The 12,262-nt window shown below is 64.7% G+C and carries 9 protein-coding genes and 2 tRNA genes; 6 read left to right on the plus strand and 5 right to left on the minus strand.

What is annotated here, in order from left to right:
• Positions 1-44 precede the first annotated feature (44 nt).
• On the minus strand, positions 45-1,082 hold the full coding sequence (locus HMPREF3166_RS03740) for a prephenate dehydrogenase (RefSeq protein ID WP_083293808.1): 1,038 nt from the start codon (positions 1,080-1,082) through the stop codon (positions 45-47).
• 40 nt (positions 1,083-1,122) lie between these two features.
• Here HMPREF3166_RS03740 and HMPREF3166_RS03745 point away from each other — a divergent pair, with 40 nt between their 5' ends.
• From HMPREF3166_RS03745 to HMPREF3166_RS03760, 5 genes are all read left to right on the plus strand, one after another.
• The gene (locus HMPREF3166_RS03745; RefSeq protein WP_070487750.1) at positions 1,123-1,674 is read left to right on the plus strand and encodes a tRNA adenosine deaminase-associated protein; all 552 of its coding nucleotides are present in this window, start codon (positions 1,123-1,125) and stop codon (positions 1,672-1,674) included.
• An 84-nt stretch (positions 1,675-1,758) separates the two neighbouring features.
• Entirely contained in the window at positions 1,759-2,187 is a 429-nt protein-coding gene (locus HMPREF3166_RS03750; protein WP_070487800.1) for a nucleoside deaminase, read from the plus strand.
• A gap of 397 nt (positions 2,188-2,584) precedes the next feature.
• Complete coding sequence (locus HMPREF3166_RS10180; protein ID WP_168160724.1) at positions 2,585-2,743, plus strand: hypothetical protein; 159 nt, start codon at positions 2,585-2,587, stop codon at positions 2,741-2,743.
• A gap of 153 nt (positions 2,744-2,896) precedes the next feature.
• Positions 2,897-2,985: transfer RNA gene (locus HMPREF3166_RS03755), tRNA-Ser, on the plus strand.
• A gap of 818 nt (positions 2,986-3,803) precedes the next feature.
• Positions 3,804-6,386: an MMPL family transporter gene (locus HMPREF3166_RS03760; RefSeq protein WP_070487751.1), complete on the plus strand. Its 2,583-nt coding sequence runs from the start codon at positions 3,804-3,806 to the stop codon at positions 6,384-6,386.
• 80 nt (positions 6,387-6,466) lie between these two features.
• Here the strand turns inward: HMPREF3166_RS03760 and tgt are convergent, their stop codons facing one another.
• Together tgt and HMPREF3166_RS03770 are read right to left on the minus strand one after the other, a co-directional pair.
• Positions 6,467-7,915 carry a tRNA guanosine(34) transglycosylase Tgt gene (gene tgt / locus HMPREF3166_RS03765; protein ID WP_070487752.1) on the minus strand — a complete coding sequence of 483 codons (1,449 nt, stop codon included), beginning with the start codon at positions 7,913-7,915 and terminating at the stop codon, positions 6,467-6,469.
• Between the two features lie 682 nt (positions 7,916-8,597).
• Complete coding sequence (locus HMPREF3166_RS03770; RefSeq protein WP_070487753.1) at positions 8,598-9,674, minus strand: hypothetical protein; 1,077 nt, start codon at positions 9,672-9,674, stop codon at positions 8,598-8,600.
• 120 nt (positions 9,675-9,794) lie between these two features.
• On the opposite strand from HMPREF3166_RS03770, the gene HMPREF3166_RS03775 reads away from it, so the two are divergent.
• Positions 9,795-11,120, plus strand: a complete 1,326-nt coding sequence (locus tag HMPREF3166_RS03775; protein ID WP_246816919.1) for a glutamyl-Q tRNA(Asp) synthetase — start codon at positions 9,795-9,797, stop codon at positions 11,118-11,120.
• 5 nt (positions 11,121-11,125) lie between these two features.
• On the opposite strand, the gene HMPREF3166_RS03780 is transcribed toward HMPREF3166_RS03775, so the two are convergent.
• A complete protein-coding gene (locus HMPREF3166_RS03780; RefSeq protein ID WP_070487754.1) occupies positions 11,126-12,010 on the minus strand; it encodes a crotonase/enoyl-CoA hydratase family protein in 885 nt (294 codons plus the stop codon).
• 113 nt (positions 12,011-12,123) lie between these two features.
• Positions 12,124-12,212 (minus strand) — tRNA-Ser (locus HMPREF3166_RS03785).
• Positions 12,213-12,262 lie beyond the last annotated feature (50 nt).

Below are 12,262 nucleotides of genomic sequence, written 5' to 3' on the forward strand. Positions count from 1 at the left end.
ACACGGCGGGGCGCCGCCGTGCTCGCGGCGCGGCCGCCGGCCCGCTAGAAAATTCCGATCTGCGCGCCCATGGACTCCGCCGAGCGAAGCTGATCCAGCCAACCCGGCGCCCCCGGCCGCACGCGGATAATCGGCCGGTTGGAAGCATCGCCCTTGTTGCGGCCTGCCCGCGCTTCGAAGCGCCCGCGTGCGGCGTGGCCATCCTCGGCAAGGGTTTTCAGGGACCGATCCGGGTGGGCGATATCCTCCCGCGCGCCCTGCAGCAGTTCGATGGTTTGGTCCAAGGCCTCCAGCACGGCAGGGCGGTTGTTCTCCACCATCGCGCGCACCAGATCCGGATCCGTGCCAGCCACGCGCGTGCCGTCGCGGAAACTTGACGCCGCCAGGCTCAGCGCCAGCGGACCTCCACTATCGCCGGCGACTGCCAGCGCCTCGGCGAGGATGTGCGGCAAGTGGCTGACGCGTCCTACGGCACTGTCATGCCGGCGTGCGATGGCGGGGATTACCGACGCGCCGACCTCCTCGGCCAGCCCGACCACGCGCACCCACGTATCCAGCCAGCGCTTATCTTCAGCCGCCGCGAGCTCGCGCGCGTTGTCGTACGTCACGACCCACACGGCACCCCGGAACAGCCCGTGCATCGTCGCCTGCCAGCCCGAGTTCGCGGTGCCAGCCATCGGATGCCCGCCCACGAAGCGATCGGACATGCCCTTCGCCTCCACGAGGTCGTGCACCTCCTGCTTCACACTGGTCACGTCGGTAAAGCCGCAGGTCGGGGCGTGCTGAGATATGGCGTCAAGAAGAAAGGACAGCGCGGGCATCGGCACGCCAAGGACCAAGAGCGCATCGGCCTCCTCGGCGCGGCGCAGCGTTGCCTCGAGGTCGGCCGACACGTCGTAGCCGTCGCGGCGCGCGCGGGTGACGGTTTTCTCCGACCGATTCCAGCCGAACACGGGCCAGCCGGCGGCCTGCGCATCGCGCATCAGCGAGCCGCCGATCAGCCCCAGACCCAGGATGCACAGCGGACGGCGGTCCTCGGGGAGGGTGCTCAGGCGGTAGTCGGAAGAAATTTCGTGGCTCACGCTACCCAGTGTTCCACAAAGCAGACTAGCGTTGGAAGGCATGAGCACCGACAGCTTCGATAACGGCAGCAGCGCCGGCGCCGGCCGTGACAGCAGCGACGGCGGCGACCTGACCTTCGCCGTCTCCGCCATCCGCACCGACGGCCAGTGGCACCTGCGCGAACTCCCCACCCGCACGACGGAAAGCCTGCCCGACCTCATCGCGGAGCTGCGAGCCTCGCGCGCGGAAGGCCCGGTCGTGGGGCTGCTGTGCATCGAGGACGACTGGTCCGTTGTGCTCCGCCCGGTGCCGAGCGGCGTGCGGATCTTACTTAGTGACGCCACCGCCGCGTTGGACTACGACATTGCCAGCGAGGTGCTGGACACCCTGGACATTGACGAGCCTTCGGAAGAGGAGGCCGACGCTTCGGACGATCCCTGGCCCGAGGGCGACTTCGACCTGCTGGAGGATCTAGGTGCCAGCGAGCAGATAATGTCCATCATCTTCTACGACGATGACCTGTACGGGGCGGAGCAGGTTCTGCGCGTGGCGGACGAGCTGGGCTTCGCCGACGAACTGGCGGACCTGGTGGGCGTGGAGCTGGAGTTCTAGCCGGTGGGGGTCGAAGGCGCGCCGGCCGCGTACGTGGGCGGCGGGTTGCCGCAGGCCGGCGGGGATGCGCGCGCGGAAGCGCTGATGCGCCGCGCCCTGGACATCGCTGCGGAGACTCCCACCGGGGACGTTCCCGTCGGAGCTGTGATTCTCGGCCCGGATGGCCGCGAACTCGGGCGGGGCGTGAACCGGCGCGAAGCTGACAATGATCCCACCGCACACGCGGAGATCCTCGCCATCCGGGAAGCTGTGCGGGAGCTCGGGGACGCCTGGCGGCTGGAAAACTGCACGCTGGTGGTCACCCTGGAACCCTGCGCCATGTGTGCGGGGGCGCTGGTCGGGGCGCGAATTGGCAGCATCATCTTCGGAGCCTACGAGCCCCGGACCGGGGCGTGTGGCAGCGTCTGGGACGTGCCGCGGGAGTCTCCGCTGCACTGGGCGGAGGTCCGCGGAGGCGTGCTGGCCGGGGAGTGCGAAGAACTGCTGCGGCAGTTCTTCGCCCGCCTGCGCTAGGCGCGCGCGAGCCCGCGCTTGCCCGCCCGCGCCGGATACACTTGCCCGCCCGCACGTTCACGCCATCGCCGGCCGGTGGTGCTCGATCGCTGAAATGCACCGCGACCGGTACATCCCCCGGGCATCCCCGCCCACTCAAGCCGCGAGGCCCCAAAGAGGAGTGAGGATGCGGAGGATGAGGGGGCGTCAATAAGTGTTATGGAAAAGTAATGAGCGGTGCTGAACAGTGCTTTTGCGAGTGGAATGGGCGTCTGAGGGCTGGGGAGGCGGCTCGGCGGTGGCGAGGAATCCAGAACGAACCTACGTTGGAAATTGAGCGTCCTGGTCGTACGAATGCTGCGGCTGGGGCGCACAAGTTAGAACAAAGTTAGCGACTAGAAGACACAAGGAGAGATCAATGGATCTGAACAAGGCAAAGGATCTGGCAGGCGAGCACCGCGACAAGATTCAGGACGGTGCTGAGAAGGCCATCGACGGCAAGCTGGACGGCGACAAGGCTGACAAGGCCAAGGACGGCCTGAACAAGGGCATGGACAAGGTCTTCGGCGACAAGTAAGTCCTCTGAGACTTCTGGCGCGCTGATGCGCTGAATTGTAAGCCCGCTGCGAACTGGTTGAGGTTCGTGGCGGGCTTTCGCGTGTGTAGGGCGGGGTTTTGTTGCGAAAATGTGGGGGTGTTACGCTAGTACGAGTCTGCAAACGCTGACTATGGTGGCGTGTCCGAGCGGCCGAAGGTGCTCGCCTCGAAAGCGAGTGTTGTTAGTAGCAACCGAGGGTTCAAATCCCTCCGCCACCGCCAGAATTTTTTACCGCGTGCTGTTTCCCGGTTGAACCCTGGGGCGGCGCGCGGTTTTCGCGTGCGCGGGAGCTTGGATTTTGGCGCGCAGGGTGCGCGACCGGGTGCCTGGGGCTGGGAATGAGGAGCGCTGGGGCGGGGGATGTCCCAAATTCCACGTATTAGAATATAAATATTCTGTTTGTGCAGGTCAGAGGTTCGCAAATTTTGACTTCAGATGTACTACTTTCAATAACTCGAAGATTTGGGACATTGGGCCTCGGGGCAAGGGATCTGCGGCCGGAGATGGGCTGGTTTTGGCGAAGTTAGAACGCTCTGTCGGAGGGGTGTGAAAGGGGGTGAAGCGCTGTAAGCGCCGTAGACGACCTAAAAGAGGGTAGGGGATACCTCAGTAAGGGTGCGGAACTACGCCCCGCATTCGGGGAATGCTCCGAAAAGGGTGCTTGGAAGGCGTGGTAGGCGGCTGTGGGCGTGGAGAAGTGTCCCAAATCTTCCACTCTGTTTTTATAACTTTCTGTTTCTGCAGGTCAGAGGATCGCGGAAAATCGCTGCAAACCTGCTACTTGCCGAAAGTGGAAGATTTGGGACATTTGCCCTTGGGTTGCCTGCGATGGGCAAGTTCGGAGCGCGTCCGGAAGGTCCACCCAGGAGCTATAGCAACACACGTCACACCTGTCACAACCCACCTGGGCTTTTGGCTACTGTAGGATGTATATTTCGAGAACTGTCTGCGCCGTGGGAAGGCGCAACCACGAACGCAAAACTCAAGACAGAACGAACGCAAGGTCCTACACACACCCCAGCCGGCGGAAGGTCAACCAGTGGCGAAAATCCTGTTTAACCTCGGACGATGGTCCTACCTGCACAAGAAGCGGGTGATCGCCGCCTGGCTGCTACTGTTCGTCGGCATCGCGGCGGCCGCGCTGGGATTCCAAAAGGGCTTCAACGACATCTTCGAAATCAAAGATGTGCCCTCCACGCACGCCACGGAAATGCTCCAAGAGAAATTCCCGGGCACGAAAAACCCCGCCGAATCCACCGACGTCAACATAGTCTTCGGAGCCCCCGAGGGGAAGAAACTCGAAGACCCAGAGTTGATGGCGGCAATGGATGAGACGGTGGCGTCATTAAGAAATAACGTGCCCGACTTCAAAGAGGGCATGCAGTTCGGCAACCCCGTAGAGCTCAACGACAAGCTCGGCAAAATGCTCGTCGACCAGATGACGAAGCAGGGCATGCCCGAAGCCACCGCGAAATCCGACGCAGAGAACCTGCGGATGTACTCCGCCGACGGGCGCTACGGCACCATGACCTTCAGCTACGACGTGCCGCTGCCCGCCGACGTGACCGACGAGGATCGGCAGGCGGTGTACGACGCGATCCAGATCTCGCGCGACGCGGGCATGGACGTGGAGGTCGGCGGCCCTGGCTTCGGTGACCCCATCGCCGTTGAGCCGATCTCGGAGATCGCGGGCGTGGTGGTCGCGCTGATCATCCTGTTCTTCACGTTCGGTTCGCTGCTGGCGGCGGGGCTGCCGCTGGCTACCGCGATCGTGGGCGTGGGTATTGGCGCGCTGGTGACTGTCGGTGCGACGGCGGTGCTGCCGCTGAACTCCATCACGCCGACGCTGGGCCTAATGATCGGCCTGGCGGTCGGCATCGACTACGCGCTGTTCATCATGTCGCGCTACCGCGATGAGCTGCGGCAGGGGCGGTCACGCCCGGATGCGATTGGCCTGGCCGCGGGAACTGCGGGTTCGGCGGTGGTGTTCGCGGGCCTGACGGTGACGATCGCGCTGGTCGGCCTGCGCCTGGCAGACATTCCGTTCCTGTCGTACATGGGTTACTTCGCGGCGATCAGCGTGATGGTCGCGGTGGCTGTGGCGCTGACGTTCTTGCCCGCGCTGCTGGGGGCGTGTGGCTCGCGGGTCTTTCGTAAGGACGCCACGTTTGGGCAGCAGTACGCCTCCGCCCTCGTGGGGGAGGATGCGGCGCACGGGTATTTCACGGGCGGTCCGGCGGGGCGCGGGCGTGCGGTTCGCGTTGGCGGGGATGACGGGGAGCGCCAGCGCGCGGGCGACGGTCAGCACAAGCAAGGCCTGGCGAGCCGCTGGATCAAGCTGGTCTACAGCTTCCCTGGAATTTCCATTGCAGTGGTGATGCTGGTGCTGGCCGCGCTGACTCTCCCGGCGCTGAACCTGCAGCTTTCGCTGCCGAATGATAAGACGGCGAACGTGGACTCCACGCAGCGGAAGTCTGCCGAGATGCTCGAGGAAGGCTTCGGCCCAGGCCGCAACGCTCCGTTCCTGGTGGTCGTTAACGGCGAGAACGCAAACCCGGATTCGCCGGCGCTCGCCACCTACATTCAGGGCCAGGCGGACGCGCAGGGTGCTGGCGGAGATACGCAGGACGCGCCGGGCGCGGAGGCTGGCCAGGGCGCTGGCGACAAGGCCAAGGCCGCGGCGCAGGCGTCATTTATTTACACGATGGAAAATCTCGGCAGCAACATTCATGTGAAGCATGCGCAGCTCATCGGTCAGAGCGACGACGGGCTTGCCGCGCAGCTGCTGATCACGCCCGAAGGCGGGCCGACCGAAGAGGGAACCGCCACGCTCATCCACGCGCTGCGCGGGCAGCAGAACGTGATCGAGAAGGAAACCGGCGTGGACATGGGCATCACTGGTCTGATCCCCATCCAGCAGGACGTCACCGACCGACTATCGAACGCCATGCCGGTATACCTCGCGCTGGTCGTCGGGCTGGCGCTCGTGCTGCTGCTGATGATTTTCCGCAGCATCACTGTGCCGATCATGGCGGCACTCGGATTCCTGCTCTCCGTCGGCGGTGCCTTCGGACTGACCGTGCTGGTCTGGCAGGAAGGCTGGGCCGGGCTCTGGAACTCGCCGGGGCCGCTGATCAGCTTCATGCCGATCTTCCTCATCGGCGTGACCTTCGGACTGGCGATGGACTACCAAATGTTCATCGTGTCGCGCATGCGAGAACGCTTCAAGCACGAATCCTTCGAGGCCGCGAAGACCTCCAAGTACACGCCCGTTGAAGACTCCGTGATCTTCGGCTTCGGCATGGGCGCGAAGGTTGTGACCGTGGCGGCGCTGATCATGATCGGCGTGTTCGCCAGCTTTATCTTCCAGCCACTGCCATTCGTGCAGATCTTCGGCTTCGCACTGGGCGCCGCCGTGCTGTTCGACGCCTTCCTCGTACGCATGACCTTCATCCCCGCCATGATGGTGCTACTTGGCAAGGCCACCTGGTACATGCCCAAGTGGCTGGACCGCATACTGCCGACCTTCGACGTCGAAGGCTCGCAGCTGGAGCGCGACTTCCGCTCCGGCGAGATCCAGCGCTTCGACGACGAAGGGCGTGCGCTGGAGCCGGCGCGCTAGCGGCGGCCAGCGGCCGGCGGCAGCTGGCGCGGCCATGTCGCGCAGCCGCCGCCCGCCAGCCCACGGAACCCCCGCAAACGCTAACCCAGCCGCTCCCGCCATGCCGGGCCGTAGTAGCGCCCCATGAACTCCTCCCGGAACTCATAGAAACGCCCCTGCTCCATGGACTCGCGAATCCGGTCCACCAACCCCACCATGAAATGCAGATTATGCAGGGTGCACAACGTCCCGGCCAGGTACTCCTTCGCCTTCAACAAGTGGTGAATATAAGCGCGCGAATAATTCTCCGAGACATAACCGCCTACTGCGGCGTCAATAGGAGAGAAATCCCTCTTAAACCGCGCACCCATAAGATTCAGCCGACCGTCCAGCGTGTACACGCCACCGCGGCGGCCCAGGCGAGTCGGCGCGACGCAATCGAACGTATCCGCGCCGGCCTCAATCGCCGTGAACAGGTCATCCGGCTCCGAAATGCCGAGCAAGTGGCGGGGCTTATCCTCCGGCAGCTCCTCGGCGACCCAGCGGACGATCGTGCCGAGGTTCTCCTTCTCCAGCGCGCCGCCGATGCCGAAGCCGCCGAAACCGCGGTTGCCCTGGGCCTCCGCCTCCTCGGACAGCTGCACCAGCCCGCGCGCGGCCTGCCTGCGCAGATCCTCGTACTGCGCGCCCTGCACCACGCCCCACAGCGACTGCGGCGGGCGGTGCGTGCGCAAGTCCGTGAGCCGCTGGTGCTCCGCCAGGCAACGACGAGCCCAGCGATGCGTGCGCGCGACGGATTGCTCCTGGTAGGGGCGGGTATTCACCAGCGTGGTGAGCTCGTCGAACGCGAACATAATGTCCGCGCCCAGCTGGTGCTGGATCTGCATCGACACCTCCGGCGTGAAGCGGTGCTTGCTGCCGTCGATGACGCTGCGGAAATCCACGCCGTCCTCGTCCACTACGGCCATGCGCTTTTTCTGCTGCTGGATGATGTCCGCCTCGCTGCGGCCTTTCGTGTCCATGGCCAGGACTTTCTTGTAGCCCACGCCGAGGCTCATGACTTGGAAGCCGCCGGAGTCCGTGTACGTCGGCCCGTGCCAGTTCTCGAAATTCGCCAGCCCGCCGCCCTCGTCCACGATGTTCGGGCCCGGCTGCAGGTACAGGTGGTACGCGTTGGAGAGCATCGCCTGCGCGCCCGTCGACCGCACCTGCTCGGGCGTGAGGGTCTTGACCGTTGCTTTTGTCGCCACCGGGATGAACGCTGGGGTGTGGATGTTCCCATGCGGAGTCTTTATGACGCCCGTACGCCCCAGCCCGCCCGCGCCTCCGTTAAGGCGCGCGCTTGCGCCCGCGTCCGCGCCTGCGTTTCCGGCTCCGCCCGCGCCTCCGTCTACTCGCGCGCTTGCGCCCGCGCTTCCAGCTGCGCCTGCGTTTCCGGCCGCGCCCGCGTCTGCACTGTCGCTATCGCGCAGCCGGGTGCGCACCTCGAAGGATAGGTCTGCGGCGCCCGCGCCCGCGTCCGCGCTGGTGTTTTCCTGATTGTCGGCCATAGCGCCCTATTTTATCCTCCGCTTCCGCCGGCGCCCCTTTCCGCGCCGCCGATTCCCCATCCCACACCGCCGATTTCCCCTCCAACACCACCGAATCCCTCTTCCACGCCACCGATTCCCTCCCTTGCATTGCCGAATCTCCCTCCCGCGCCTATTCTCCACACCCATTCCTCCCCATTCCCATGCCCAGGTTTCCACGCTGTCACATGAGCCCCACTGGCCCCACTCTCCGCCCAGGCTCGCCAGCCAAGCGCTTCCCCCTCCTCGGTTGATGCCTAGCTGACGTCACATCAGCCCCACTGGCCTCACGGCTGCCTTGCGCCAGGGTGGGCTAAAACGCGAATGTCCCAAATCTTCGAGTTAACGAAAGTAGCACATCTGAAGTGCAAATCTGCAACGCTCTGACCTGCGCAAACAGAATAGTTATGTTTTAAGACGTGGAATTTGGGACATTTGGCCCCCGAAGTGTCGGAAATCTTGCAAAACGACAATCGCTCGTCAGGCTGATCGGCGCACCCTGAACCCTCTCGGCGCGAAGAAAGTCGCTTAAACGGGCTTAGAATCGCCCTGCCGGATTTGGCGTCCTCCAAGCCGACTCGATGTATGCCCTACCGGCGAATTTATTCCCGCGCTGAGGCTATTCTTCCTCCTTAGGAAAGCAATTGCCTCCAGTCAGGAGCTGCTATTCCCACGCTGGGACGCCTCCCCGGTAGTTGGTGGCGGGGAACTCGAGCCCTTGTCGTGTCATTTGCTGATGGATTCTGCAGATGTCCGCCACGGCACTGCCATCTCGGAAGTTGTTGCGGTCCACCCGGTAAATCCGCAGGCCCAGGTTCTGCAGTTTCCGCTCGCGTTCGCGCTCGCTAAGGATCTGCCGAGCGGCGAAAACCTCCTCGTTGATCACGCCACCCGCGCCCACCGTGAAGCTAGCTCCCGCGCTAGTCACGTCGGGTTGGTATTTCCCCTGACCGTCGTACTCGATTACCAGCCCGCAGGGGTAGAAAAAGTCCACGCGACCTGCGAAGTAACCCTCGTAGTGCAGCTCCACCTGCTGAAGAGGTGCAGGCAGCCCGGCCTCCCACAGTTTCACCTTTAACTCAGATTCCCGCGGGCTCTCGGAGGCGCCGTTGATCAATCGCAGAGCCTCCCTCGCCTTCGCGATGCCTCGGAGCCTCCGCAGTTTGGCCGCATCAGCGCGCAGAGTTGTAATGAATTCCGAAATCTCCATGTCGTCGATACCGGCTCGTGCTGCGAACTCCGCAGCCACGACAGCATCAGCAACACTGTGCCACCGGGCAAGGTCGATGATTGTGTCCGTTACGCAGGTGAGTCGTACTTCGCGCACCCCATTCCCGGTTGCTATTCGTAGGATTTCTAGGCGGCGCGCGGCAGTCGCATGCAACGGTCTCGACGTTCGGAGGGGGAGCGGCACGTTAGTACCACCCGGCGGGTAGTACCCGATCTCCGCGTTCGGGTCCGCCCGCCCCGCGATCGGCAGCCCGTGCAGCAGCGCCGCAGAACGCCCGCACAGCACGCCGTTTGTGCAGCTCAGGCCGTGTGCGATCGCATGGAGACGTACCTTTTCGTCACGCGGCAGCGCATCCCAGTGCACCCGCTCGGCGTAGATCCCCGGCGCAACCTTATAGTGACGCCGCCCGCGCGCCAGCCCTCGCCGCGCACCGCTCGGAAGCTCTTTCGCCTCGATGAGCAGCGTTGTTGTTGTCTTTTCTTTCTGACGCCCCCACGCCAACGGATCCACATTTCCCCCACACGTTGAGCTTTCCCCTTGGCTTCAAAGTATCGCAGAAGAGTATTGCAGAAAAGTAGTGCAGATCCACGGGTAGCCTTGCCAGGGATACCGGAAGTAGGAGGCGACGGCATGGTGCGAGCAGCGGAGCAGGCGGAGGCCGCGGGCGGGGAACAACGGGGGTCGGAAAAGCGAGCAGCGGAGGCGGCGATAGCGGAGCAGGTGGACAGCCGGGCGGGGGAGACGGCGCAAGCGCAGAAAGCGGAGAGCCGAGGGGCGGGGCGGTACGCGCCCAGCCCCTCGGGGGATCTTCACCTGGGGAATTTCCGGACTGCCGTGCTGGCATGGCTGTTCGCTAAGCACGAAGGGCGCGAGTTCCGGATGCGGATCGACGACATTGATGCTCAACGCTCGTCGGAAGAAAGTGCAAAACAGCAACTACTGGATCTTGCGACTATGGGGATTGGGTACGAGGGGAGGCTGTGGCGTCAACAAGAGTGCTGGTCAGAGTACGAAACAGCGCTACAGGACCTGCGAGAAAAGGGGCTTGTGTACGAGTGCTACTGCTCGCGGAAGGACATCGCCGAGGCGGTCCGCGCGCCGCACGCCGCGCCGGGAGCGTACCCGGGAACGTGCCGCGACCTGGGAGAATCGGAGCGGGAGGCCAAGCGCGCAGAATTGGCGGAGCGGGGGCGAGTGCCGGCGTTGCGGCTGCGCGCGGGCGTGGCCGAGTGGGAAGTGCGCGAGCGGTTCGCCGTGTCAGGCGGGGTGTACCGCGGGGCGGTGGATGACATGGTGCTGCGGCGCGGCGGAAACGCGCCGAAGGCGTCGGGAGCACCGGGCGGCGGAGGTGCGGAGGTGCCGAGCAGCGGAGATGCGGGGGTGCCGGGCGGCAGAGCTGCGGGCGCGGACGGAGATGCGGGGGCCGGCGCGCCGGGCGGGCCGGTGAACAGGGATTATGCCTACAACCTGGCCGTGGTCGTCGACGACGCGCTGGCCGGGGTGGGGCAGGTTGTGCGCGGGGACGACCTGCTGAGTTCCGCTCCGAGGCAGGCGTATCTGGCTCACCTGCTGGGGTTGCCGCCGGTGGAGTACGTGCACGTTCCGCTGGTGCTGGGCCCCGACGGGAAGCGACTGGCGAAGCGGGACGGGGCCGTCACGCTGCGGGACTTCCCCGGCGGGGCGGAGGGGATGTTGCGGTGGATCGCGGAATCGCTCGGCGAGGCGGTCGACGTCTCGGCCGCAGAGGCGATGGCAGCGGAGGTGTTGACCGCGGAGACCGGCGTAGCCGATGCGAATGCGGTGGGTGCGAGCTCGGTAGAGATGGCAGGCACTGAGGCAGAATCGGCCGGAGCAGCCGGAGGCATCACGCCCGCCGCACTGCTGCCAACCTTCCGGCCCGAACTACTTCCTCGCGGGCCCGTCACCTGGCGCCCGGAGGACACTCCCGCAGACTAGCTCCTCTAGCGCACCGCGCGCGGGCGGAACTTCGGCGGGATCTTCTTCTGCGCGGCCTTCCGCGCGATCTCGGCGTTCTTGCTCACCAGCAGGCGCGCCTGGCGCAGGCGCTCGCGGGCGAAAGTCCGCCGCTCGCCGGACTCCCACGTCTCGTCCACCAGCTTCTTTGCCAGCGCCACCGAATCCGGCGAGCGTTCAATGATCTGCCGTGCCAGCTCCTCCGCCGCAACCAGCGGATCCTCCACGGCCTTGGCCAGGCCTAGCTCCGCGGCACGCTCCCCGGAGAAGATTTCCCCGGTCATGGCCAGCCGCTTCACCTCGTCAATCGGCAGCAACTGCTTCAGGGACATGATCCCCGACATGTCCGGCACCAGACCCCATTTCGCTTCCAACACTGACCAGTGGGCGTCATTGCTCGTAAACCTAAAGTCCGCACCACAAGCGATCTGCACGCCACCGCCAAAGCAATAGCCTTCCACCGCGGCAATCACCGGGAAAGGGAGGCGACGCCACGTCCACGGCGCCTCTTGGAATGTGTTTGTGCCTCGCAGGGGACGCGGGATGAAATGCGAAAGCATGCGCGGTGGGCTTTTCAGGGTATCTGCGAAGTCGAGGCCGGCGGAGAAGTTGCCGTCCGTGCCGGAGAGGATGACCACGCGGACGGAGCGGTCGCGGTGGAGCGTGTGCGCGGTGGAGATTAGCTGCTGGAGCAGGTCGATCGTCAGCGAGTTCAGCTTGCGGGGGCGGTTCAGGCGGACGTGGACGAGGCCGGGGATGGACTCGGAGTATTCCGTGGTGACGAGCTGGTCGGTGCCGGGGGAGCCGGGAGCTGAGGGGGAGCCGGGAGTGGTGGGAGCGGTAGGGGAGCCGGGGGCGCTGGTATCAGTCATGCCTCTCAACCTAAGGCACGGTGGACAGCGCGGGGGTGAGATTTGGGAAAAGCAAAACCGGCGCCGGGATCGTTTCCAGATCACCGAGCGCCGGTTGCTCACTATGTGAGATTTGGCGGAGGATGTGGGATTTGAACCCACGAGGGATGTGACTCCCGCACGCGTTCCAGGCGTGTGACATAGGCCGCTAGTCGAATCCTCCATGTCGAACGGCAAAACACACGGAAAAGCCGTGGCTTCGACGTACTCATG

Source organism: Corynebacterium sp. HMSC08A12 (assembly GCF_001807485.1).
GTDB classification, from domain to species: Bacteria; Actinomycetota; Actinomycetes; order Mycobacteriales; family Mycobacteriaceae; genus Corynebacterium; species Corynebacterium evansiae.